The organism is Erysipelothrix sp. P66 (assembly GCF_038682365.1).
Taxonomy (GTDB): domain Bacteria; phylum Bacillota_I; class Bacilli_A; order Erysipelotrichales; family Erysipelotrichaceae; genus Erysipelothrix; species Erysipelothrix piscisicarius.
Genome location: NZ_CP152290.1, coordinates 89,916 through 115,916 on the forward strand (window position 1 = coordinate 89,916; position 26,001 = coordinate 115,916).

Consider the following 26,001-nt stretch of genomic DNA (forward strand, 5'->3'; position numbering starts at 1 on the left):
CTTTAAAGGATCGTTGGTGGCAAGAAATGAGAATGGGAATGGCACAGGCTAGTATAACCATACAAAACCATAAAAAAAGAGACATTTCCATTAGTATGGTCCACTGAGAAACTACTGATGAAAATATCTCATTCAAAACTATGGATAAATAACCAAATATGTCGTGCACGCCTTCGCGCGCTACTCTAAGTTACAAATCCAAGCATAATCTTTTAAACATGAAGTTCCATTTGGAATTGCCGCATATATAAATCAAAACCAAGTTCAATTAAGCACTCAATTACTTCATGTGAATTACAGTCAATATTATTTATAATAAGAGTATCATGAATTGAGCTGACATGCGTTAAGAGTTCGACGAATTGAGATTTATCGTTATAGCCAAAATGGCGTACACCGCCAGTAGTAGAGACTGTTATAAATGCCTCGATTGATTGTTTTTCAATACGATAGGTCTTATGTTCGTTTACGTTATAGTGCATATTTGAAAACGATGGATCAAAGTGCCAAAGATAACTCAGTTCATCTGATTTCGAGCCAAGATTAACCCGCACATTGTCAGAAATTCCTTGATTCGCTACATTTCCTCTAAAACATGCGTAGGACACAGTTTTTTCAAAACCCATTCTTGTATAGAGTTTAATTGCTTCTTCATTGGACTGAAGAACCTCAAGTTGGTATGTGTCAATACCATAAAGACTGAAAAAAGAAATTGTTGCATCAAACATTTGGGTATAGACACCTTTACGGCGGTGACTTGGAACAACGCCAGACATAACATTATAGGCTAAACTATCATCTGTTGCATTTATAATAAAGCCGACTAACTTACCTTCGTATAAAGCTCCAAACGAATAGGTTAGATTCGCTTGGACGCTTTCCAGTTTATTTTTGAGCTGTAGCTCGGTTAGTTTTATTTTTAAAACATAGTCTGAAAAAGAATTATTGATTACCTCTACCAATTCTTCTAGGCTAGACTCATTTAGTTGTATAATTTCGTACATGTACTCACCTCATAGATATCATTGTATCACGTGTGCAGAATACATTTGTATTAATGTAAATAAATTGTATAATTGTACTAGAAAAGAGGATGCTATGACGGACAATGGAATACGATTACAACTTTCAGGAATTGCGATTCTCCTATTAGGAATCGGTTTACAAAACAACGAGGTGCTTTTGTGGTTTGGAATATTTGTTGCGCTCTATGGATTATATCGTGGGGCAGATGATCGAGGAAAAATGAGGAATGGTAACTATGTTCCCAATATGGATAAGTTGGCAGAACGCTCTGCAACTGCAATTCTAAAAGCACGCAAAGAGGATAACGTTCAAGATAACGCGCAGGATTAATGGAAACAAAACGCACAACGGATAGTTCATTCGTTGTTTTTTATTGAATCAATGATCCATGATAGGAGCCTTTTAAAAATGGTGGTTGACATTGGTACTTAAACTAACCTATACTATCAATGTATTAATAACCAAATATAATACCCATAATATGGTTGGGTAGTATCTACCGATGTACCGTAAACACATCGACTATCGTGGTGAAAACTCGCAAGATCGTTTTCTCCCGATCTTTTTTTATTTGGTTTTTTAATCAAAAGAAAGCTAAGGAGAGGAGATAAAATGGAAAAATTCTTTAAGCTCAAGGAAAATAATACAACAGTGGGTACGGAGGTGCTGGCAGGAATAACAACATTCTTTGCAATGGCATATATTCTTTTTGTGAATCCACAAATATTATCTGAGTCAGGGTTGCCTTATAATGGGGTTTATATTGCAACAATTCTTGCATCTGTAATTGGAACACTCATCATGGGGTTATTCGCGAATATCCCTTATGCACAAGCTCCGGGTATGGGATTGAATGCATTCTTTACGTATACAGTTGTTTTAGTAGGGGGATTTACACCATACGAAGCACTCGCAATGGTATTTATTTGCGGTTTATTAAATATGTTTATGACCGTTACAAATATCCGTAAGCATCTCATTAAAGCGATTCCTGAAACTTTACAACTTGCAATCAGTGCCGGAATTGGATTGTTTATCGCTTATATTGGATTATTAAATATCAAATTTATTGAATTTGGAGCAGTCCCATCAATCACAACATTCAAGGATCCAAGTATCGTGTTGGCAGTAATTGGCCTTATTATTACTATTGTGTTAATGCTTAAAAAAGTTAAGGGTGCTATTTTAATCGGTATTCTTGCAACTACCGTTATCGGTATTCCAATGGGTGTTGTTCAGCTTGGAGGAGCGGCTCAATCAACTGTTGGATTCTCAGTTATTTTTAAAGAATTTGGGGAAATTTTTGGAAAAGCATTAGGTCAAGAAGGTCTTATTAGCCTCTTCACAAATTACAATTTAACAAAAATTATTCCAATCATCTTTGCATTCTCATTAACCGATACATTTGATACCATTGGTACTTTTATTGGTACAGGTCGTCGTTCAGGAATTTTTTCTCAAGAAGACCAAGATTCATTAGAATCAGGAAGTGGTATGAAGTCAAAATTGGAACGTGGATTATTTGCAGATATGATTGCGACAACAGCAGGTGCAGTTCTTGGAACTTCAAATGTTACAACATTTGTTGAAAGTTCTGCCGGAATTGGAGCGGGTGGACGCACTGGCTTAACCTCTGTCGTTACAGCAGCGTGTTTCTTAGCAAGTATTATTCTAGCGCCAGTTGTTAGTTTAATTCCGCCAGCAGCGACTGCTCCGGCATTAATCGTTGTTGGTATCTTGATGAGTGCTTCATTCGCAGATATTGAATGGGCTAACTTTGAAAAAGCTGTACCAGCTTTCTTTACAGTAATCATGACTGTATTAACCTATAGTATTTCAAATGGTATTGCATGTGGTTTTATTGCTTACATTGTAGTAGAAGTTTCAATGAAACGTGCATCAAAGGTTCATCCAATCGTCTATGGTAGTGCAATTCTATTTATTTTAAACTTTGTAATTACAGCAATGAGTTAAAAAGTATCAATCCTTATAAAGAAAAGAACACTCAGCGATGTGGAGTTGTCAAACAAAAGTAGACATTAATAAAAGACTAGAAACCCTTATCCATTTTATATTGGATAGGGGTTTTGTAATTTAAACAGTAAGCAGGTCTTTCAAAATTGAAATAATGTACATATTCTTCGATAAAATTTTCAAAGTTATCTACGGACCAGTATTGATAATCACACGCCATTTCTGCTTTAATCCATCCATTTAATGATTCGATAATTGGATTATCTGTAGGTGTTCCAGCTCGCGACATAGATCTAATTATGTTATAATTTTCATGCGCTTTAGCGAAAGCTTTAGAGTGGTAGACAGCTCCTTGATCTGTGTGAAGAATCGTGGGAGCTGTTTTTTTATTATCCTTAAGTAGCGCAAGGAGATCCTCGAGACACTTGTAGTAAGGCTTAGGATCACCAGTTGTACGCGATAATGCAGAACTTATAATTTCATTGTTGAAAGTATCAACCATTAAAGTCCATTCATAATTAATCCCTTTGTTTCGAATATGTGTCATATCTGAAACAATAATTTCTAAAGGTTTGGTTGCCTTCCATTGATTCTTTATAATATTAGGATAAATTCGACTTTGTGTTCCAGGTTTTTTATAGGAATAGTGTTTAACTTTTGATTTAATATTTAAAAACTTGCAACACTTGTGGATTAAATTATCGGAAAATTCAATCCCTAAATCACTTTGCTTTCTCATGACTGCAGCGATATCATGATAACCATAACTTGGAAAACGGCGATGCCAGTCTTTAATCACAAAGCTAAGAATCGCTCTTTTTTGTTCATAAATATTGAGATCATCCTTATGCTTTAACCACTTGTAATAACCAGATCGGTTCAAATTCATAAATCTAAGAATGAACGTAATCGGATGTTTAAAAGATAAGTCATGTGCTATTTGGAATTCTTGTCTTTTAAAGTAACGAACTCCTTGTTTACACCAACTCCTTTCACCTGGTACCCTTTTTTTAATCGTGCAATCTCAATATCTCGTTTTAGAATTTCGAGTTGAAGTCGTTCGATCTCAGTTAATGATTTACTCGTATGAAGCGCAGAAAAATGATTTCCTGTCTTTTTCTTGTTTTTTAAACCCTCTTTACCATCGCGCATGAATCGATCAATCCAACCATTAATCGTTCCTTTAGGTATTCCTGTTTCTTGTGATAGTTTCGCAGCACTTATATGTTCATCAATATGACGTGTAACGACTTTAATACGATCCTCATAAGTCCATTTATTATTTAATCCACCTTTGGGTCTTCCCATCATTAATACCTCCGTTTTATCTCTGATTTTATTATTACACAAAAAAAGTAGACAAGTCTTTTTTACTTGTCTACTTTTAGTTTACTACTCCACAGCGATGAGTGTTCTTTTCTTTATAATAAGTTTAGTTTTTTGAGTATTTTTTTATGAGCTGTAATAATTGCTAGATTCTTTAATTCTTCGAGTGGAACAAAGTACCAATTTTGATTTACGTCTTGGATATTCTCAACGATAAAAACAGAAATATTCCACTGTAAATGGGAAAACTTATGCTTCAAAGTGAGCACAGGATTCAAATCCATTACCCCATCAATTTGAGGTAATCGTAACAGTCCTTCCATAAGCCCATCTTCATGATCATCAGAAATTAAAATTTTATCATCCTTGGTAAAAATAATAACGGATTTTTCATAAATTGGAACGGGTTTCGCTTTTGGGATGAAGGGTATTGTACCCACACATTCTCCACGATAACAAGCACACATTTCTTTAAATGGACAGCCTTCGCATGTCGTATTACTTGGGGTACAAACAAGTGCTCCAAGTTCCATAAGGGCTTGCGTGAAATCGCTGGGGTCAGCTCCGTTTAGGAGTAACTCTTCCTTCAGAAAGGCTTCAAAATACTTATGACACGCCCGTGTATTGACATTTTCGGTATAGTTAAGATATCGTGCCATTACACGCTTTACGTTTCCATCGATTGCAATTTCAGGAAGACTGAAAGCAATTGAGGCGATGGCACTAGAGGTATAATCACCGATTCCGGGAATTTTCATGAGTTCTTTCTTATCAGCTGGAAGTTTACCTTGGTAATGTTCCATAACGAATTGCGCTCCTGCATGGAGATTTCGTGCACGTCGATAATAACCAAGGCCTTCCCACATTTTTAAGACTTCATCAATCTCAGCCTTAGCGAGGCTTTCCACATTCGGATATCGTTGAATCCAGCGATCGTAGTAGGGGATCATGGTAGCGATTTGTGTTTGTTGGGCCATGATTTCGCTTACCCATATTTTATAAGGATCTTTTTGAGATCTAAATGGTAATTCACGTTTATGTTCGTGATACCAGCCCATGAGTCGTTCTGTAAAGTTCATAATGATAGTATACACGATAACATAAAAAGAAAAGAGCTCGGTGCTCTTTTCTTAGAGAGATAGTGCGTTTCATTATCATTTACTTCATAAGTGGTTAAGAAGGAAATCATGAAGTAAATTTCAAGAGAGACAATGAATTGCGGTAACAACTTACATTATTTTCCAAGTTGTTACTTATATGATATACGGAATCAGGGCGGAAATCAAGAATAAATGGTATAATAAACGTGGGAAAAAATGTGAAGAGGACAATTATGGAAACTTATACTAAATCGCTTTCTAAAAAAGATAAGATAACGTTGATCTTCCAACTTCTATTAGGTGTTTTTACAGTCATAGTTGGTGTTTTATTTATATTTAGAGATAAAATTTTATGGTCATTAATCTATTGGATGTTTGTGGCCATGTTAGCTGCAACATTTGTACTATTCTTATATCGATCTGTAAAGAATCGCAGTATATCAGATGCACTTATTGCGCTCGGTTCGGGTGTTTTTCTTGGTTTAATTATATATAAAGAAGCCCTTTATATCGAAATTATGGCATTGTTTTTTGGTATTTGGGCTCTGTTTAATGCGGTGGTTCATGGTCTTGAGTTTTATGTCGCAATTCATGAAAAGCAAAAAAATAAACTCTTCAAGCTCTTTGCGTCGATTGTGTCTTTGGTTATGGGGATTGTGTTATTGACACGAGGCGTCTCAAATCGATTTTTAATGAATATTCAAATTGGTGCTTATGTAATCTTTTTTGGTATCGTATCGATTCTATCTTCGGCTCGCGTTTTATGGCGCCATCAAACAAGTGTTCGTTTATCGGCACCGGTTTTTCTAGCCGCAATGAATCCATATTTTCTTGTAAAAGAGACCCGTAAATTAGTTCAAAGCAATCCCGATGCCGTTATCGATAAGGTTGTGAAGACAGAAGGAAACTATATCTCGATCTATATCTATGCGAAAGATCATGGTTATAATCGTATGGGTCATTTAGATATTGGATATAACGGTGTTATTTATTCTTATGGTGCACATGATCCATTTAATCGTGCTAAGTCTATGGCATATGGCGATGGTGTTATGATTGTGGGTAGCGAAGTTGATTATGTTCAGTATGCGGTGGATGACGATACAACTGTTTTTCGATTTATTTGTGAGTTGTCAACGGAATAACGTGAATTCGTTGAAAAGCGTTTGGATGAGTTGTTTAAGTCTGCATACTATTTTAAGTGGCCCTATAATTTGGATACTAAAAAAGAACATCATCTTACGAATTTGATTGATGCGGGAGCTTCTGTTGATTATTATAAGTTTAAAGAAGGTGAATTTAAGACCTATAATGTTTTTACCACAAACTGTGTCTTAATTGCGGATTATGTTATTCAATCGACGGGTATGAAACTTTTTCAAATGAGTGGTGTTATTACACCGGGTGCTTATTATGATTATCTTGATAATCTACTCAATAAGCCAGGATCAATCGTGGTGAAGAGAGAAATATATCGCAAAAAAGAAGTTTAATGAACCCTTAGGGGTTCATTTTTTATTATTACCTGGGCATTATCATTGATATTATTTCGAATTAGAAATAATATAGTAGTACAACCAGGAGGTAGTTATGAAACAGTTAAAAGGATTACACCATGTTACTGCAATTACAAGCAGTGCTGAAGAGATTTATAAATTTTATACATATATATTAGGAATGCGACTTGTTAAGAAAAATATTAATCAAGATGACATTCATACCTATCATTTATATTTTGCAGACGACCGAGGCAATCCCGGGACAAATATGACTTTTTTTGATTTTCCAAATATTTCTAAATCCCAACGGGGAACGAATGAGTTATCAAGAACGAGTTTTAGAGTTGCGTCGAATGATGCACTTTCTTACTGGGAGAAACGCTTTACCAACTATGAAATTCCATTTGAATCAGACCAAATGTTCTTTGGTAAAAAATCAATCACGTTCGAAGATTTTGATGGTCAACGCTATGCTTTAGTTTCAGATGAAACAAATATAGGAATTCCTTCCGGAGAGCCATGGTATAAAGGACCAGTTCCTGATGCTTATGCAATTACAGGGCTTGGACCGATGTTTATGGATGTTTCTAATCTTGAATTAACGCATCAAGTTCTTTCAACAGTATTTGGGATGCGAAAGATGAAGACCGAGGATACCTTAACGCTTTATGAGATGGGCGATGGCGGCAATGGTGGATCAATTATCGTCCGCGAGAATTTAACGCAAGGAAATGCCGTTCAAGGTTATGGTGGGGTGCATCATGTTGCTTTTAGAGTTGATGAGAAAGAAGATTTGATGAAATGGTATCGTGAGTTATCGGAAATGGGGATTCCAAGTTCGGGTTATGTTGAACGATTCTATTTTGGTTCGCTATATATCCGCATTCTTCCAAATATCCTTTTCGAGCTCGCAACAGATGGTCCAGGGTTTATTGATGACGAAGAATCGTATGAAGTTCTGGGAGAGATGTTAACATTACCACCACGTCTTCGTCCAAAACGTGACTATATTGAATCACAAATTAAAAATTTTGATACTGTACGCAGTACGCGTGAATTCAAGAAAGAGGTGTTTTAATGTCATCGCTTAAAACACTTACCATACTTTTCCGAACACATCAGAATATCTTAGATCACGTTAAGGAGAGTATTAAGGATTTTGATATTAATGTGAACGAGTTTCAAGCTCTAGAAGCACTCTATCATAAAGGAAAGCTCACGACTCAGGCTCTTTGTGATACCGTACTTGTGCCAGGCAGTAGTATGACATATGTTGTGGATCTATTAGAAAAGAAAGGTCTCGTTATGCGCTTGAAAGACGAACGTGATCGAAGAATAAACTATGTTATGTTAAGCAATAAGGGACTTTCAGAAATCGAAATTATCTATCGAACGCATGAACAGGAAATGCGAAAATGTTTCGACAGACTTTCGCCCGAGGAAGAGGCGACATTACAAACACTTCTTAAAAAAATAGGGAAAGAGGGATTGTATGATTCATAAGATGATACCAGGAACTTCAGAGCGGACGATTATAGGTTTACATGGAACGGGTGGAACGGAAGAGGATATGTTTCAGATTGCACGTTATATCGATCCAGAAGCTACATATATCGGCATTCGAGGGAATATTGTGGAAGATGGAATGAATCGATATTTCAGACGTATCGATATGAAAACATTCGATCTCGAAAGTTTGGAACAGGAAACAACGAATTTAAGAAATGAGATTCTAAAATTACTTAAAAATTATGATCGATCATTAGAGTGCGTTTCCGTTGTAGGATATTCAAATGGTGCGAATATTACGTTAAACTTACTAAAAATGAATTTTACGCTCTTTAAAAATGCACTGTTATTTCATCCAATGCATGTACAACCCGCGATTCCATTTCCACAAAATTTACCAACCCGAGTATTGATAACCAGTGGTGAAGGGGATCCGTATACTGATGTTCAAGATATTGAATTGATGATTGAAAAACTGAACGCATCTAACATTTTCACAACACACTTTCACACGCACCATGGCCATCAATTAATTCCAGAAGAAATTAAACAAGCCCGAGATTTTTATGAAATTTAAAACACAAGATTTAAGTGCGAAAGAGCGTTATAAATTTTTAACAGGCAGTGTCGTTCCACGTCCTATTGCATGGATTACAACCCGAAACACCGATGCTTCAATCAACCTTGCACCATTCAGTTTTTTTAGTCTTGTTTCAACCGAAGTTCCAATTGTTTCCGTTGCAATTAATCGGAATAACGGAGAGCTTAAAGATACCAGTAAGAATATCTTACAAACACGCGAGTGCGTGGTTCATATCGCAAATTACGAGAATGCGGAAGCAATGAATGAGAGTTCGATGATTCTATCTTATGGTGAAAGTGAAGTAACAAAGCTTAATCTCGAAACACAATCAAGTGTGATGATTGAGACTCCAAGTCTTAAAGATACAAAAATTAAACTTGAAACAGAATTATTTAGTCATCAAGAAATAAAAGATGCAAGGGGTGTATGTACAGATCTGTTTTTACTTAAAGTAATCCATTTAGATTTTGATGATTCAATTTTTGATCGGAAGCAAGGGTATCTTGATGTAAATAAACTTGGTCCGATTGCTCGTCTAGCGGGAAATCAATTCGCAGCAATGAAGCCAGTTTTTACCTTAAAACGTCCTATTTAAAAAGAAGCTCACAATTGAGCTTCTTTTCTTAAAGTTCTTGCAGTAATTTTTTCGCAACGTCCTGATTTAATTTCGGTTCTTGAAGTAATTTCGATACAAGACGTTCAACATCTTCGGATGGACAACCAACAGCTAAAGCGAGTGATTTCGCTTGAAGTTTCATATGTCCACTTTGAATTCCTACGGTTGTAAGGGCATAAAGTGCAGCAAAGTTTTGTGCTAAACCGACAGAGGCAAGAATCATCATCAGTTCTTCTGCATTCTTATATCCTAAAATTTTCCGGCTTAATTGAGCTTTGGGATGAATTGCAATAGAACCTCCAACGGTACCAATTGGAAGCGGAAGTTTAATAATGCCTTCAATCATATTGTCTGAATTTATATTCCATGTTGCAAGGGGTTGATAACTTCCACTCATTGATGCATAACTATGAACCGCTGCTTCAATGGCTCGCCAATCATTTCCGGTTGCGATTACAACGGCATCAATACCATTCATAATGCCTTTGTTGTGTGTTGTAGCCCGGTAAGGATCAACTTCAGCAAGATGACTTGCTTGTTGAATGCGAAGTGCAATATCGTCTGGATAACGAAGCGTTTTTGGATCAATAACGACACGGGCCTCAGCCAGACATTCCGTTGCAAGGTTTGAAAGGATGGACATCAACGGATGTTCATCAAAAACAGACTCAAGATGATTACCGATTGCCTCTAAGATTGTGTTCATCATGTTTGCGCCCATTGCTTCTTGCGTGTCAATGGTACAATAAACAATCAAAAAAGGTGTCTTATTGGGTTTATTTAGATACGCGGTATGAATGTGACGCAAACCACCGCCTCGCTGCACAATTGAAGGATAAGCATCACGAGCAATTGTAAATAATCGATCACGATTATCTTCCAAATATTGTATCATTTCTGTTTGCCTTTGAGGATTTGCGAATGCAATTTGTCCGATCATATTGCGTTTATAAATACGAGCATGAATGCCACCATTACATTGCATAATTTTGGCGGCATTACTTGCAGCTGCAATTACAGAGGGTTCTTCGGTCACCATAGGAATTACATAGTCTTGATTATTTATCAAAAAATTTGGAGCACAACCCATTGGAATTTCATAAGTTGTGATTGCATTTTCAATCATATGATCATAAATTTCCGAACTGAGTGGAATATCGAGATCATCGTCATAACGGTTTTGATTTTCCAAAACATTACGGCGTTCTGTTATCGTCCTTTTATAAAATTTATTGTACATAATGAGCACTCCTTTTATAAATATCATACCGAATTTGATTATATATGCCAAGTAGAATTGAGAGGTGTGGTATTATATAAAAAAAGGAGTGATATGATGAAAACAAATAAAGTTTCTATTATTGGTGCAGGTTTTGTAGGTTCGACAACAGCTTTTGCGTTAATGAACAGCAATATTGCATCTGAAATCGTAATCGTTGATATTAACAAAGAAAAAGCTCAAGGTGAGGCAATGGACTTAGACCAAGGTCGTGTGTTTGTTTCTCCAGTTAAAATAATTGCTGGGGATTATCCAGAGACTCAGGGCTCCGATATTGTAATTATTACAGCTGGACTGGCACAAAAACCAGGAGAAACACGGATTGATCTTGTGAATCGTAACATTAAAATTTATGAAGAATTAGTTCCAAATATCGTGAAGTATAATCCAGACGCAATTTTACTTGTGGTTTCAAACCCGGTCGATATTTTGACACATATTACTTATAAACTTTCTGGTTTTCCAGCAGAGCGCGTAATTGGTTCGGGAACGGTTTTAGATACAGCACGTTTCCAATCGATGTTAGCGAATAAATTTGAAGTGGATGCACGAAATATTCACGCAAATATTATTGGAGAACACGGTGATAGTGAAATTGCTACGTGGTCCTTAACGACTGTAGCGGGGCTAACCATTGATCAATACTGTGAGAATGTGGGGATTGAGTTTACGGAAGAAACACGTCAAAAAGTTACACACGATGTGAAGACTGCTGCTTATGAAATTATTGATCGTAAAGGTTATACAAACTATGCCGTAGCACTTGCGATAACGCGTATTGTGAATGCGATTTTACGTGATGAGAATTCGATTTTAACCGTTTCAAGCCTTCAAAACGGGGCATATGGTATTGAAGATGTTTATATTTCTGTCCCAACAGTTGTGGGACGAACGGGTGTTAAGCATGTTATTGAAGTTCCGTACAGTTCCAATGAGGTTGAAGCACTCCAAGAATCTGCAGAGATGTTAAGAGAGATTGTTTCACAATCTAATTTATAATAATGAACACCATGTTTATCGTTAACATGGTGTTTTTATGTAAGCGTTTAAGTGAACTTATACGCAAAAAATGAGCATGAAGAGTGCATTTTCTGTCATTTCATGTTCAATTCATGTATAATGATACAGTTATAGGAAAAGAGACGATGTATATGAAAAAAATTATAAATATAGCAGTTATCGCGCACGTTGATGCGGGAAAATCTACATTAGTTGATGCAATGCTTAAATCAGCTGGTGTTTTCCATGAAAATCAAGTTGTTCTAGATCAAGTTATGGACAGCGATGATATCGAACGTGAACGTGGTATCACAATCTATTCCAAAAACTGTAGTGTAAATTATGGTGACATCAAAATTAATATTGTTGATACACCAGGTCACGCCGACTTCTCAAGTGAAGTCGAGCGTATCATTAAAACCGTAGATACAGTTATTCTCCTTGTGGATAGTGCAGAAGGCCCTATGCCACAAACACGCTTTGTACTTAAAAAATCACTTGAAGCCGGTCTGAAACCAATCTTATTAATTAATAAAATTGATAAGCCAGATCGTCGTGTTGAAGAAGTAATCGAGGAAGTTTATGAACTCTTTATGGACCTCGATGCTACGGATGAACAATTAGAATTCCCAATTCTTTATGGTATTGCGAAAAAATATATTGTTCAGAAGACACTTGAAGAAGAAGGAACAAACATTAAACCGTTGTTTGATACCATTGTGGAACACACACCACTTTACCCAGATTATGACAACGATCCATTACAATTCCAAATTTCTTCACTTGCATACGATGAGTATGTTGGACGTTTAGGAATTGGCCGTATTACGAAGGGTCAAGTTAAACGTGGACAAGCAGTCGTTGTAGCGGACAATGATGGAAGTACGAAACGTCAAAATATTTCTAAAATCTTTACATATGATGGGTTAAAACGTGTCGAAACAGACGTAGCTTATGCTGGAGATATTGTACTTGTTTCAGGTATTGATGATATTTCAATTGGTAATACGTTATGTGATGTCAATCATGTTGAACCATTGCCTCCAATTGTTATTGAAGAACCAACACTATCCATGAACTTCATGGTTAATGCTTCGCCATTTGCAGGAAAAGATGGTAAATATGTTACATCACGTAATATTAAAGAACGTCTTGAAAAAGAACTTGAAGTGAATGTGGGGTTACGTGTTGAAGCAACGGAATCCGCAGACTCATTTAAAGTTTCAGGTCGTGGAGAACTTCACTTATCAATCTTAATTGAAAACATGCGTCGTGAAGGCTATGAGCTTGCAATCAGTAAACCTCGTGTTATTACACAAGAAATTGATGGACGTAAATGTGAACCGATTGAAGAAGTTATTGTTGAAGTGCCAGAAAAATATTCAGGAACAATGATCAGCCAAATTAGTTTGCGACAAGGTGAACTCACAAATATGGAAGAAGATCGTGGAATGGTAAAACAATTCTGGAATGTTCCAACACGTGGTCTGATTGGTTTCCGTGGTGACTTTATTAATATGACTCATGGTGAAGGAACGATGATTCGTCAATTCCATGGATATGAACCTATGAAGGGTGCAATTTCACAACGTTCAAATGGTTCAATGGTTTCAACTGAAACAGGTAAATCAATGACATACTCAATCTTCAACCTTCAAGAACGTGGTCAATTCTTTATTGGCGCACAAACAGATGTTTATGAAGGAATGATTTTAGGTATTGCAGCTCGTGATACTGATATGGATGTGAATCCAACAAAAAATAAAAAAGCAACAGCTGTTCGTAGTTCAGGACGTGATGAAGCGATGAAGCTAACACCACCGATTCCATTGACACTTGAATATGCTCTCGAGTTCATTCGTGATGATGAACTTGTTGAAGTAACACCGAACTTCCTACGATTACGCAAACGTTATTTAAAAGCAATCGATCGTAAACGAGCAGGACGTTCAGATATTGATTAATCAAGGAGATCGATAATATGAGTTTAGGTAATAAACCATTGAAGTTGACTTTAATTAAAAAATCAAATGAATCCAAGGCGCGTCTTACAACTATTGAGACGCACCATGGAACAGTAGAAACACCAATGTTTATGCCAGTAGGGACCCTTGCAAGTGTGAAATTTCTCTCACCAGAAGATTTACGAAATATAGGATCTCAAGTGATTCTAAGCAACACATACCATCTCTGGCTAAGACCGGGTGAAGAAGTAGTTCGCCAAGCAGGTGGACTTCATAAATTTATGAATTATAATGGACCCATTCTAACAGATAGTGGCGGATTCCAAGTGTTTTCACTGGGTAAGATTCGTACAATTTCTGAAGAGGGTGTTGAGTTTAGAAGCCATCTTAGTGGTGAAAAACTGTTCTTAACACCAGAAAAAGCAATTCAGGTTCAAAATGCATTAGGGCCAGACATTATGATGAGTTTTGATGAATGTCCTCCCTATCCTGCAACCTATGAGTATATGAAAAATTCGGTTGAGCGCACAATTCGTTGGGCTGCTCGTGGTAAAGCAGCACATCAAAATCCCGAGACGCAAGCGTTATTTGGTATTGTTCAAGGTGGTAAGTATGCAGACCTTCGTGAACATTGTGCCAAAGAATTAGTTGCAATGGATTTCCCAGGTTATTCAATTGGGGGAACAAGTGTTGGCGAACCCAAAGATGTTATGTGGCAAATGATTGACCACACCATTGATTTCTTACCGGAAGATAAACCCCGTTATTTAATGGGTGTCGGAAGTGTTGATGCGATATTTGAAGGTGTATTGCGAGGTGTTGATATGTTTGACTGCGTATTGCCTACACGAATTGCTCGACATGGTACTGCAATGACCTCAACCGGTCGTGTTAATATTAAAAATAAAAAGTGGGAGTATGATTTTTCGCCACTTGATGAAAACTGTGATTGCGAATGCTGTCAAAATTATTCGAAATCCTATTTACGACATTTAATTCGTTGTAATGAAGGTTTTGGTATGCGACTCTTATCCATTCATAATTTGCGATTCTTATTAAAACTCATGGAAGATATCCGTGAAGCCATTAAAGAAGATCGATTGCTTGAACTTCGTGATCAAGTTTATGAAAGTTATGGAATTACAGGCGATGACCATCCTGGATGGTAATCAAACTAAAAACTTGATTCATTCGAATCAAGTTTTTTTATGCAATTTTGTGAATTGCACAAAATCGTGTCAGAGCACGGTCTTTATGGTAAAATAGTGAAGATGTAATACGATACAAACCAAGGAGTAAACTATGAATGTAAATGATTTTGATTTTGATTTGCCAGAGGAACTGATTGCGCAAACTCCTGCTGAAAAGCGAAGTGAATCGCGACTGCTTGTTGTTGATGGTATGAACTTGGAAGATAAACATTTCTATAATATTATTGATTATTTAAATGAAGGGGATGTTTTAGTCCTCAACGATACACGCGTTATTGCAGCACGTCTGTTTGGTGAAAAGCCTGAAACAGGTGCTCATGTTGAACTTTTAATTTTAAAATTTGAGGGAAAGACGGCGGAGTGTCTTGTCGGAAATGCAAAGGTTGTTAAGTTGGGTACCGAATTAAGTTTTGGTAATGGAAAATTAAAAGCAGTTTGTACACATGTTGGAGAAGAAGGTTTAAGAAATTTTGATCTGGTCTTTGACGGAATATTCTTAGAAATCTTAGATGAACTTGGACAAATGCCACTACCACCATATATTCACGAACGAATGGAAGATAAAGAGCGTTATCAAACGGTATATTCTCGCGTTCAAGGGAGTGCGGCAGCACCCACTGCGGGGCTTCATTTTACACCGGAGTTGCTTGAAGCAATTGAAACTAAGGGAATTACAATTGCCCCTGTAACACTTCATGTTGGACTGGGTACGTTTAGACCGGTTAAAGTCGATAATGTTCTTGAACATAAAATGCATAGTGAAGCCTATACGATGTCTCAAGAAACAGCAGAGATTTTAAATGATGCGAAACAAGATGGCCGCCGCATAATTGCAGTGGGTACAACTTCAGTTCGAACATTGGAAACTGTGATGTCAAAGTACGGCACGTTCAAAGAATGCCAAGGTAATAGTGAAATCTTTATTTATCCTGGTTATGAATGGAAAGCAGTGGATGCAATCATTACTAATTTTCACTTACCAAAATCAACATTAATTATGTTAGTAAGTGCATTTATGGGTAAAGAAGCAATCGATCATGCCTATAAACATGCAGTTGATTCAAAATACCGATTCTTCTCATTTGGAGATAGTATGTTTTTAAAAGCACGTAATACGAAGTAGGAGATATTTATGGAACAAACACAAACAACGGATGCTAAGCCAAGTGGTTTTACGCGACTTAAATTATTTTTTAAGCAAGGGGACTATAAGTTTTTAGGAATTATTCTAATGATTCATGTTCTTTTAGGCACAATACATCTTTTTGCCTATAATTCGCTTCATCCACTCTCAAAACTTTTGGCAAATCTTCCGATGATTTTTCAAATTATTATTGTATCGATCTATGGATTTCTGGTATATGCAATTCCTGGATACCTAATTGTCATTGCAATTAAAAATAAGAGTCGAATTTTAAAGAGTGTTGACTTTGCATTAATCGTTTTATTTATGATCCTCTTTATAACCTTTATCGTGCTCTATATTCTATCGTTTTTTGAATCAAGTCGTGTCATATGGATGATTTATAGTTTTGTAAATCCATTAATGGGGACATTCTCTGAGAAGTTAATGCGCATTCATTGGTCGTCCATTTTATGGATTATTTCCTCAGCGGTTCCGTCATTTGGTTTACTGATTGGGATGTATTTGAGACTTAAATGTGAGGGGGTTGTGGAATGAAACGAACATGGTCTGCTTTATTGGTGATTCTTGCCAGTGCTATTGTTTATAAATTTCTTATTTCTGTTTTACCATCCTCATTAGAGGGCATTGCAACGACAATTTGGATGGTGTTGATGCTTGTGATTGGTTATTTCTTAGCTCCGCTTCAAAAGAAGAATAATCGATGGGTGGGAAAAGTAGTACTATCCTTTGTGATTATTTGTGTTTTTGGATATCGCTTGAATGTTTTATCAATTCCAGAATTTACGACATTGCTCAACGCAATTGGTATAACTGGAACCTTTTTAGATATACTCCTCATTTACTGTGGATGGGCTTTTTTTCAAGTTTAATATACGTCAAGAAACAATAAAGAAAGCAATCTTTGTTGTTTTTTTTTATCCAACAGGGATAAGTATTCGTATATCTAATTGGGATTGTTGTATAATTAAGGTAGAAGTCGTAGTCAAGTGGTTATGACGCGTCAAGGAGAAATTATGATTGTATCAGGAAAAATTAGTGTTAAGGCAATACTTAAAGAGCGAAAACGTGAGATTGAATATGTAGCAATCTTGGATAAACACAATGACAAGGAATCACGATATGTTGAGCGTATCGCTGAGGGGATTATAATTAAACGATTATCTCGTGATGAGATGGATTTGCTTGCGTCGAATAAAACGCATGGTGGCTATCTTGTCTCATGTGGGAAGCGAAGCAGTGATTCCCTAAGTCATCTACCGAAACAGACCCTTTCATTAATGTGTATTGAAGGCGTTACTGATCCATTTAACCTTGGAGAAATTTGTAGAACCGTCGCATCCCTTGGATTTGACGGTATTATTACTCCAAATTATGATTTTTATGAACATGAAGCAAAGCTAATTCGTGCCAGTGCCGGCGCAAGTGAATCGTTATGGTGGCTTCAAAGTGATGATTTAAGTTCTGACTTGAAATCGATCCAAGCTAAGAATGTAGTAATGGCAGCAGCATATCGCGGAGATGAGAGCGAGTCACTTTTAAACTATAATTTACCAGATCGTGTATGCATCTGTTTAGGTGGTGCTTTAAGAGGTCTTTCGAAGAGTGTGTTAGAAATTAGTGATGTTCATGTACGTATTGATTACGATGCGCGCGTTTCATTAAGCAGTGTTGGTGCATGCAGTGTGTTTGCTTATGAACGCTATCGACAATTGGAGGCGAGAAAATGAAAATTGCTATTGCACAATTAAGAGTAAAAGCAAATCAACCACAGGAAAATTTTGAAGCTATTCAAGCAATTGTAGAAGAATCGATTGGTAAAGCAGATCTGGTTGTGTTCCCAGAATTAGCGGTAGGCGGTTATCTCATTGGCGATCGCATGAATAATCAAGCAAGTATCGATGAGATGATGGTCTATAACGACCGTATACGCTGCTTATCACAAGAGATAGGGATTGTTTGGGGAAATCTTTACCAAAAAGAAGATAAACTCTATAATGCGGCTTTTTTCGCATATCAAGGCGAATGGGTTAAACGTGCAAACCATGAATCCGAAGGTGTATATACAAAGCACCTTCTACCTAACTATGGTGTTTTTGACGATAAAAGATATTTTGATCCTGGAAATCACAACTTTGAACCGTTCATTTTTAAGGGTGATCGTATTAGTATCCAAATCTGTGAAGATTTGTGGGATGATGCAAGTGATTTAAAACCTACCGCGTTAATGATGCAACACAGTCCCGATCTCATGATTAACATCTCATGTTCACCATGGCACAAAAATAAGGAATCCATGCGCTTAGCAGAAATTAAAAGACAGAATTTGGACATACCTTTTATTTATGTGAATGCGACAGGGATGCAAAATAACGGCAAGAATGTTGTACTGTTTGATGGTGGAAGTATGATTGTATCTCCTGAATCGGTGACATATTTGGATGCTAATTTTAAACAGACACTTGATCTATTCGATTTAAATTCTCAAGCATCAAATACACCCGACGATGACGATAAGATGTATCATGCATTGATTTCAGCAATTCGTTACTTTGATGAAGAAGCACTACCCTATGGACCAAAGTGGATTGTTGGTGTTTCGGGAGGATTGGATAGTAGTGTGTCCATTGCGTTACTTGTTAAGGCATTAGGGAAAGATCGTGTGGTGGGGGTAACAATGCCTAGCCAGTTCAATCGCGACATAACCAAAAATAATGCATATCATCTCAGTAACGTTTTAGGATTTAAGTTCTTGGAAATCCCAATTGCTGCAATGACCGATGCAACGGTTGAGAGTATGGCGTTTGGTGGCTACAAAGATGTACAAGGACTCGCATTTGAAAATGTTCAAGCACGACTTAGAGGCCATACGCTCATGACCATCTCAAGTCTTGAAAATGGTGTTGTGATGAATAATGGTAATAAGATTGAAGTGGCACTTGGATATGCAACCCTTTATGGAGATGCAATCGGTGCACTCGCCATTTTAGGTGATCTCACAAAAATGGAAGTCGGTATGATTGGTCGTACTTTAAATCGTATTGCAGGTACAGAAATTGTTCCTCAAAATCTGATTCCTACCGAAATGGAAGATTGTGTCGATTGGGAGTTTGCACCGAGTGCGGAACTTGCGCAAGATCAATTTGATCCCATGAAATGGGGATACCATGATGCGTTGGTCAATGCCCTCATGCATGGACAGTTGGAAGCCATACTTAAATCATATCTCGATCAATCGATTTATAAGTCGGAACTCGGGAAGTATTTAACATCATACGGTTTAGAAAATGGTAAAATGTTTATCGATGATTTAAAATGGGTTCTTAAGACGATGAATACGGCAGTCTATAAACGTGTACAAATGCCGCCGATTGTAATGGTATCAGATTGTGCATTTGGGACACCGTATCGTGAGAGTCAATACGCGTTACATCTTACAGAGACTGAATTGAAATTAATGAATATAATCTATAATCTCTAATTAAAAACCATCCGAAAGGGTGGTTTTTCTTTCAAAAAGTATTGTTTATAGTACTAAATTTACTACTGAAAAGAGTATATTTCAGAATGTATTTACAAATTATGCCATCATATATTATTCTTCAAGTGGAAATCAAGAGGGGGATAAATTATGAAAAAGAAAAAACACCTATTTCCGAAAGTAAGCCTTATGTCATGCTTACTTTTAACCGCAATGCCATTACAAACAGCGTTTGCAGATGCGCCCAATTTTTTAGTTGAGCCTATAGCAGGAACTCAAATCGGAACACTTCCAATCATACCTGGAATTCATGATGATATGATTCAAGAAATGATCGAAGTATATAAAGAACAAACTAAAAAATTAGTGATTCAAAAAATAAAGCCCTTTTTAATCAATGAGGCACAATATCATCGTGATGTTGAGTCAATCAACAATGACATTAATTCATTGATTGAAGAGATTGAATCTGAAGAAAATGGATTGTACGGAATCCATTTAGCACTCAAACAAGAAATTCAGCGTATTGCTGCAGAGTTGAGCTACTATAAGTTTACGCAAGAGGCAAAGTATCTTGAAGATTCTGGGAAATTAACATTTCCGGAATTGGATGAAGCTTATATTGATTTGCTCGTGAACCATAAAACATCACACCGTACACTTGTTAAGTACGAGAATAAGGTTGAAGGAAGAGCACCACTTGAAGCGCTCATCGTCCCGTTAAGAAGTCGATTGAGAACGATTCATGACCTTTCTTTTGAAGTGAGTCTCCTTCCAGAGACCCACGAGTCATTCTTAGAATACCAAGCTTCAAACATTCAAGATAAAATTGTGGAAGTGAGCCGTGTGCTAGCACAAGGTGTGAGCGAGTTTATTGATTACAAACGCCTTGAAAATCTTATGGAAAAAGAAGTAAATCCATTACTCTTAGAACTCTCTACATTGAGAAGAAATCGACAAATTCAAATGCTACGCGATGTTTATCCAGATTTTGAACAAGCTAATGAATTAGTTGAATCTCTAAAAACAACTCAAGATTCGAAAGAAAAATATAAAAAATTCCACGAACTTCTTGAGTTGTATATTCAAAGGGGAGGTGATATTCGAAAACAAGATGTGTTTCAGAGATTTTATAGAACGTATCAAACCGTAGTTGAGGCAGAAAAAGAAAATCTTCGCGATTACTTAGAATCTAATATCTTTGATTCTCAATTCGTACAAGGAGAAAAAGTAAAGAATAAAGAAGTAAAACTCGTGAATCGAGACGCCTTTTTAAATATGATTCAAAATGCTCGAACGATGGTGGAAATTAAAGGCATTCAGTTAGAACTTGATTCAATCGCTAAATCTTTCCAAAAAGGGGAGGGAGATGGCAAGGTTGAACCTGAAAGTCCTATTAAAGTAGAAAAACCGGGTGATCAGAAGAAACCGGGTGATCAGAAGAAACCGGGTGATCAGAAGAAACCGGGTGATCAGAAGAAACCGGGTGATCAGAAGAAACCAATAGATCAGAAGAAACCAATAGATCAGAAAAAACCGGTGGATGAAGCAAAACCAGAAAAAAATCAAACGCTAAAAGAAGGCTGGAATAAGAAAGACGATAAGTGGTACTATGTTGAGAAATCCGGAGCGGTTGCGAAAGGTTGGAAGAAAGTCTCGAATAAATGGTACTATCTTGATGAATCTGGTGCAATGGTAACGGGTTGGAAGAAAGTCTCAAACAAGTGGTACTACCTTGAGAAATCCGGGGCAATGGTAACAGGTTGGAAGAAAGTCTCAAACAAGTGGTACTACCTTGAGAAATCCGGCGCAATGGCAACAGGCTGGAAGAAAGTCTCAAACAAGTGGTACTACCTTGAGAAATCCGGCGCAATGGCAACAGGCTGGAAGAAAGTCTCAAACAAATGGTACTACCTTGAGAAATCCGGTGCAATGGCAACAGGTTGGAAGAAAGTCTCAAACAAATGGTACTACCTTGATAACTCAGGAATGATGGTTACAGGTTCAAAGACCATTAATGGGAAAAAGTATACATTTAAAAGTGATGGAAGTTTAAAATAGACGGTAAAGCCGTCTATTTTTTTTATCAATTTATGAAAGTCGGATTTGTATAAATATTTATATATTTTTTTAAGTAAATGTATTGCACAATAAAAAAAATAGGAATATACTAATAAATGAACATTGTTCATTATATCGATAATGAACTACAATATGTAATATTTTTGAAACATCTTTAATGTGAGGGTTTAATAAAATAACCTAAACTTTGATGTGCTAAGATATGCATAGATAAGAAAGAGGTTAGTATATGAAACGAGTCCTAAAAAATTTAAAACCATTCTTAGGTGCAATACTCATTTCAATTGCGTTCTTGTTTGTCCAAGCTTTCGCGGATTTGAAGTTACCAAATTACATGTCTCATATCGTTAATGTTGGTATTCAACAAAATGGTGTTGAACATGCAAGTCCCGATGAAATAAGCAAAGATGGTCATGACTTAATTGTAGCGATATTGCCACAAGAACAAGGTAAAGCATTCTCATCATCATATGAGATGAGTGGTGATCGATATGTTATTAAACAAAATATTGATCGCGAAGCAACAGATATTCTTGTAGGTGAGAGTGTTTGGACCTTAATGAATCTTGGCGAAGGTTCAGGATCAGAAATGCCTGCATTGAGTGGTCAAATCACAGATGATTTTGACATCAAACAAATGTATGCTTTAACACCAATGTTTCAATACATGGATCCTGCAACCAAAGCATTAGCATATGAAAAGGCTGCCGGGATGGAAGACAGTTTGAAAGAACAAACGGGTGTCGTTTTCGCGAAAATGTTCTATGAAGAACTCGGAAAAGACATTCCAACAATGCAAAATCAATATATCTTAAAAAAAGGTGGCGGAATGATCGGAATTACGATTATCGGTATGATTGCAACCATTGCGGTAGCATTCGTATCTGCTAAAATCGGATCTGGTTTTTCTAAAAATCTCCGTAAAGAAATTTTTGAGAAAGTTCAAAGCTTTTCTTCGGAAGAGTTTGATAAGTTTTCATCATCATCGATGGTCGTTCGAACTGTCAATGATGTAACACAAGTTCAACAGATGATAACAATGGGAATTCGGATGTTCTTCTACGCGCCAATTATGGCAATTGGTGGAATTATTATGATTTCTCAACGAGATACATCGATGACATGGATTATCGTCGTAACATGTGCTGCCCTCCTCGCATTTTTAGTTGTTATTTACTTTGTGGCGGTACCTAAGTTTAAGGTTATGCAAAAATTTGTAGATCGATTGAACTTAGTTTTTAGAGAAAATCTAAGTGGTGTTATGGTTATTCGTGCATTTGGAAACAAAGATTTTGAAAATAAACGCTTTGATAAAGCAAACTCGGAACGTGCTGATCTTGCGCTCTTCATCAACCGTGTGATGTCATTGATGATGCCGCTGATGAACTTCCTTATGAATGCGACAATGCTTGCCATCATTTGGTTTGGTTCACATCAAATCTCTGAAGGAATCCTTCAAATTGGGGATATGATGGCGTTCATGCAATATTCAATGCAAATTATTATGTCATTCTTAATGATCGCAATGATGTTTATTTTTGTACCACGTGCTGTTGTATCATTGAATCGTATTAATGAATTGCTTAATACAGAAAATACAATTCATGAGCCAATTGAAGCAAAAACATTTAACGCTTCAGAACGTGGACTCGTTGAATTTGAGAATGTAGACTTTAAATATGGTGATGCGGATGAATATGTACTTCATGATATAAACTTCGTGGCAAAACCAGGAGAGACAACTGCATTTATCGGTTCAACCGGATCCGGTAAATCTACCTTAATTAACCTAGTACCACGATTCTATGATGTCACTTCGGGTACCGTTAAGGTGAATGGAGTCGATGTTAAAGATGTATCAACCCATGATTTACGTGAAGAAATCGGATATGTACCTCAAAAAGGTGTGCTTCTTACAGGGACCGCAAAATCAAATCTTGTCTACGGTAAAGAAGATGCAACAGATGAAGAAGTAACGAAGGCACTTGAAATTGCGCAAGCAAATTTCATCCTTGATAAAAAAGATGGACTTGATTATGAAATTGCCCAAGGTGGTACAAACGTATCAGGTGGTCAAAAACAACGTCTAAGTATTGCGAGAGCACTTGTAAAAGATGCATCAATCTTTATTTTTGATGACAGCTTCTCAGCTTTAGACTTTAAAACAGATCAACTTCTACGTAAATCAATTCATGAAAACTTAAATCATGCGACCCTGCTTATTGTTGCCCAACGTGTCAACACAATTATGGATGCAGACCAAATAATCGTTTTAGATGAGGGACGAATTGTTGGTAAGGGGACTCATAACGAGTTATTGAAAACCTGTCCAACTTACTATGAAATCGCATCATCACAATTATCGGAGGAGGAATTAAACTATGAATCAAAATAAAGCTTCAGTAAAACCTTCGAAACCAGAAAATTCTAAAGCAGTTCTTAAAAAAATGATTGCACTCATTAAACCATACAGTGTAAAAATGATTGTTGTGATTATCTTTGCGTTGTTATCCACAATCTTCGCGATTGTGGGTCCAAAAGTAATGGGTCAAGCAACGACCGTTTTATTTGAGGGATTAATGGCGAAAGTACAGGGAGTTGGCTCGGTTGATTTTGATAAAATCAAAGGAATCGTGTTATGGCTACTTGGTATCTATCTTGCAAGTTTACTCTTTAGTTATATTCAAGGGTGGATTATGGCACGTGTATCACGTGACTTAACATACAACCTTCGTAAACGTATGCATGAAAAAATCGAGAAACTACCGTTAAAATATTTTGATGGAACGACAACAGGAGAAGTGCTCTCCCTTGTTACCAATGACATCGATGTCATCGATCAGAACTTAACAAGCAGTATTACTCAAGTTATTACATCCATCACGACGATTGTAGGGATTCTCTACATGATGTTCTCGATTAACTGGCAAATGACCTTAGCGGCATTATTGGTCTTACCACTCTCCTTTGGACTTATCTTCTTCATTATGTCGAAATCACAAGTGTTCTTTAGAAATCAACAAAAATATCTAGGATCCCTTAATGGTCATATTGAAGAAATGTATGGAAGCCATGTTGTAGTGAAAGCATACAATGGTGAAGCACGGTCAATTGCAGAATTTGATGATCACAATAATAATCTTTACGATGCAGCTTGGAAGAGTAGTTTCTTTTCCGGGATGATTCACCCAATTATGAACTTTGTTGGGAACTTCGGTTATGTTGTGGTAAGTATTCTTGGTGGTTATTTTGCTTCCGGCGGAATTATTAGTGTAGGGGATATTCAGTCTTTCATTCAATATATGAGAAGTTTTATGAACCCGATTGCGCAATTGGGTAACTTATCTTCTACGTTCCAACAATCTCTTGCTGCTGCGGAACGTGTCTTTAACTATTTAGAAGAACCTGAAGAAGTTGAAGATGCAGATACCGTTATTGATGTAAGTAAGGTAGAAGGTCATGTTTCCTTTGAAAATGTTAATTTTGGATATGATCCAGATGTAACGATTATTAATGATTTCAGTGCCGACGTTAAGCCAGGTCAAAAGATTGCGATTGTAGGTCCAACGGGCGCTGGAAAGACAACGATTGTTAAACTTTTGATGAGATTCTATGACGTAACTTCCGGATCGATTAAGGTTGATGATCATGATATTCGTGATCTTAAACGTGAGGATCTTCGTAATTTAATTGGGATGGTTCTTCAAGATACTTGGTTGTATAGCGATACCATAAATGAAAATATTCGCTATGGTAAATTGGATGCAACGGATGAAGAAGTCCACGAGGCAGCTATGAAGGCTCAGGTTGATTACTTTGTGCGTACACTACCAGAAGGCTATCAAACTGTTCTTAATGAAGAAACGACCAATATCTCTCAAGGACAAAAACAACTCTTAACGATTGCACGTGCGATTCTTGCGGATCCAAAAATCCTCATCCTTGATGAGGCTACCAGTTCCGTAGATACACGTACAGAGGTTCTGATTCAAAAAGCATTGGATGTTTTAATGGAAGGACGCACAAGTTTTATTATTGCGCACCGTCTATCAACAATTCGAAACGCTGATTTAATCCTTGTTATGGATAAAGGGGATATTGTTGAAAAGGGAAGTCATGATGAGTTACTTGCTCAAAATGGATTCTATGCAACACTTTACAACAGTCAATTTTCAGAAGAAGACTAGGGAATTTTCCCTAGTCTTTTT

The 26,001-nt window shown here is 36.8% G+C and carries 24 protein-coding genes and 1 riboswitch; of the genes, 19 read left to right on the plus strand and 5 right to left on the minus strand.

Going from position 1 to position 26,001, the window contains the following annotated elements; all coding sequences use genetic code 11:
• Nucleotides 1-212: 212 nt before the first annotated feature.
• Nucleotides 213-1,004, minus strand: coding sequence for a GNAT family N-acetyltransferase (locus AAG186_RS00410; protein WP_161637585.1), 792 nt, complete (start codon nt 1,002-1,004; stop codon nt 213-215).
• Between the two features lie 94 nt (nt 1,005-1,098).
• Between AAG186_RS00410 and AAG186_RS00415 the strand changes: the two genes are divergently transcribed.
• On the plus strand, nt 1,099-1,356 hold the full coding sequence (locus AAG186_RS00415; protein WP_342621757.1) for a hypothetical protein: 258 nt from the start codon (nt 1,099-1,101) through the stop codon (nt 1,354-1,356).
• A gap of 113 nt (nt 1,357-1,469) precedes the next feature.
• A riboswitch (purine riboswitch) is annotated at nt 1,470-1,572 on the plus strand.
• A 66-nt stretch (nt 1,573-1,638) separates the two neighbouring features.
• Nucleotides 1,639-3,000 carry an NCS2 family permease gene (locus AAG186_RS00420; RefSeq protein ID WP_331836499.1) on the plus strand — a complete coding sequence of 454 codons (1,362 nt, stop codon included), beginning with the start codon at nt 1,639-1,641 and terminating at the stop codon, nt 2,998-3,000.
• A gap of 76 nt (nt 3,001-3,076) precedes the next feature.
• Here the strand turns inward: AAG186_RS00420 and AAG186_RS00425 are convergent, their stop codons facing one another.
• From AAG186_RS00425 to mutY, 3 genes are all read right to left on the minus strand, one after another.
• A complete protein-coding gene (locus tag AAG186_RS00425) occupies nt 3,077-4,015 on the minus strand; it encodes an IS3 family transposase (RefSeq protein ID WP_342622099.1) in 939 nt (312 codons plus the stop codon).
• Nucleotides 3,937-4,311 carry a helix-turn-helix domain-containing protein gene (locus AAG186_RS00430; protein ID WP_181950053.1) on the minus strand — a complete coding sequence of 125 codons (375 nt, stop codon included), beginning with the start codon at nt 4,309-4,311 and terminating at the stop codon, nt 3,937-3,939. Before AAG186_RS00430 ends, AAG186_RS00425 begins: the two co-directional genes overlap by 79 nt.
• Nucleotides 4,312-4,421: 110 nt before the next feature.
• Entirely contained in the window at nt 4,422-5,405 is a 984-nt protein-coding gene (gene mutY / locus AAG186_RS00435) for an A/G-specific adenine glycosylase (RefSeq protein ID WP_125164895.1), read from the minus strand.
• 254 nt (nt 5,406-5,659) lie between these two features.
• Between mutY and AAG186_RS00440 the strand changes: the two genes are divergently transcribed.
• The 6 genes from AAG186_RS00440 (at nt 5,660) to AAG186_RS00465 (ending at nt 9,612) form a co-directional block, all read left to right on the plus strand.
• Nucleotides 5,660-6,571 carry a hypothetical protein gene (locus tag AAG186_RS00440; RefSeq protein WP_342621759.1) on the plus strand — a complete coding sequence of 304 codons (912 nt, stop codon included), beginning with the start codon at nt 5,660-5,662 and terminating at the stop codon, nt 6,569-6,571.
• Between the two features lie 69 nt (nt 6,572-6,640).
• The gene (locus AAG186_RS00445) at nt 6,641-6,919 is read left to right on the plus strand and encodes a hypothetical protein (protein ID WP_342621760.1); all 279 of its coding nucleotides are present in this window, start codon (nt 6,641-6,643) and stop codon (nt 6,917-6,919) included.
• 97 nt (nt 6,920-7,016) lie between these two features.
• Nucleotides 7,017-8,003, plus strand: coding sequence for a ring-cleaving dioxygenase (locus AAG186_RS00450; RefSeq protein WP_342621762.1), 987 nt, complete (start codon nt 7,017-7,019; stop codon nt 8,001-8,003).
• Nucleotides 8,003-8,428, plus strand: coding sequence for a MarR family winged helix-turn-helix transcriptional regulator (locus AAG186_RS00455; protein ID WP_342621764.1), 426 nt, complete (start codon nt 8,003-8,005; stop codon nt 8,426-8,428). Before AAG186_RS00450 ends, AAG186_RS00455 begins: the two co-directional genes overlap by 1 nt.
• The gene (locus AAG186_RS00460; protein ID WP_331836493.1) at nt 8,418-9,011 is read left to right on the plus strand and encodes a dienelactone hydrolase family protein; all 594 of its coding nucleotides are present in this window, start codon (nt 8,418-8,420) and stop codon (nt 9,009-9,011) included. The genes AAG186_RS00455 and AAG186_RS00460 overlap by 11 nt, the downstream gene beginning before the upstream one ends.
• Nucleotides 9,001-9,612, plus strand: coding sequence for a flavin reductase family protein (locus AAG186_RS00465; protein ID WP_331836492.1), 612 nt, complete (start codon nt 9,001-9,003; stop codon nt 9,610-9,612). Before AAG186_RS00460 ends, AAG186_RS00465 begins: the two co-directional genes overlap by 11 nt.
• A 28-nt stretch (nt 9,613-9,640) precedes the next feature.
• Here AAG186_RS00465 and AAG186_RS00470 read toward each other — a convergent pair whose 3' ends face one another.
• Entirely contained in the window at nt 9,641-10,873 is a 1,233-nt protein-coding gene (locus AAG186_RS00470) for a hydroxymethylglutaryl-CoA reductase, degradative (RefSeq protein WP_331836491.1), read from the minus strand.
• A gap of 96 nt (nt 10,874-10,969) precedes the next feature.
• Here AAG186_RS00470 and AAG186_RS00475 point away from each other — a divergent pair, with 96 nt between their 5' ends.
• The 11 genes from AAG186_RS00475 (at nt 10,970) to AAG186_RS00525 (ending at nt 25,980) form a co-directional block, all read left to right on the plus strand.
• Complete coding sequence (locus AAG186_RS00475; protein WP_161637576.1) at nt 10,970-11,911, plus strand: L-lactate dehydrogenase; 942 nt, start codon at nt 10,970-10,972, stop codon at nt 11,909-11,911.
• Between the two features lie 152 nt (nt 11,912-12,063).
• A complete protein-coding gene (gene typA, locus AAG186_RS00480) occupies nt 12,064-13,875 on the plus strand; it encodes a translational GTPase TypA (RefSeq protein WP_161637575.1) in 1,812 nt (603 codons plus the stop codon).
• A gap of 17 nt (nt 13,876-13,892) precedes the next feature.
• Entirely contained in the window at nt 13,893-15,044 is a 1,152-nt protein-coding gene (gene tgt / locus AAG186_RS00485) for a tRNA guanosine(34) transglycosylase Tgt (RefSeq protein WP_342621767.1), read from the plus strand.
• A 133-nt stretch (nt 15,045-15,177) separates the two neighbouring features.
• Nucleotides 15,178-16,209, plus strand: coding sequence for a tRNA preQ1(34) S-adenosylmethionine ribosyltransferase-isomerase QueA (queA, locus tag AAG186_RS00490; protein WP_342621768.1), 1,032 nt, complete (start codon nt 15,178-15,180; stop codon nt 16,207-16,209).
• A 9-nt stretch (nt 16,210-16,218) separates the two neighbouring features.
• A complete protein-coding gene (locus tag AAG186_RS00495) occupies nt 16,219-16,767 on the plus strand; it encodes a hypothetical protein (protein ID WP_342621769.1) in 549 nt (182 codons plus the stop codon).
• Nucleotides 16,764-17,102: a hypothetical protein gene (locus tag AAG186_RS00500; protein WP_125163809.1), complete on the plus strand. Its 339-nt coding sequence runs from the start codon at nt 16,764-16,766 to the stop codon at nt 17,100-17,102. Before AAG186_RS00495 ends, AAG186_RS00500 begins: the two co-directional genes overlap by 4 nt.
• Nucleotides 17,103-17,225: 123 nt before the next feature.
• Nucleotides 17,226-17,960: an RNA methyltransferase gene (locus AAG186_RS00505; RefSeq protein ID WP_244660364.1), complete on the plus strand. Its 735-nt coding sequence runs from the start codon at nt 17,226-17,228 to the stop codon at nt 17,958-17,960.
• A complete protein-coding gene (nadE, locus tag AAG186_RS00510) occupies nt 17,957-19,711 on the plus strand; it encodes an NAD(+) synthase (RefSeq protein WP_342621772.1) in 1,755 nt (584 codons plus the stop codon). Before AAG186_RS00505 ends, nadE begins: the two co-directional genes overlap by 4 nt.
• Nucleotides 19,712-19,861: 150 nt before the next feature.
• Nucleotides 19,862-21,772: a hypothetical protein gene (locus AAG186_RS00515; protein WP_342621773.1), complete on the plus strand. Its 1,911-nt coding sequence runs from the start codon at nt 19,862-19,864 to the stop codon at nt 21,770-21,772.
• 250 nt (nt 21,773-22,022) lie between these two features.
• On the plus strand, nt 22,023-24,188 hold the full coding sequence (locus tag AAG186_RS00520) for an ABC transporter ATP-binding protein (protein WP_200542498.1): 2,166 nt from the start codon (nt 22,023-22,025) through the stop codon (nt 24,186-24,188).
• On the plus strand, nt 24,175-25,980 hold the full coding sequence (locus AAG186_RS00525; protein WP_342621775.1) for an ABC transporter ATP-binding protein: 1,806 nt from the start codon (nt 24,175-24,177) through the stop codon (nt 25,978-25,980). Before AAG186_RS00520 ends, AAG186_RS00525 begins: the two co-directional genes overlap by 14 nt.
• Nucleotides 25,981-26,001 lie beyond the last annotated feature (21 nt).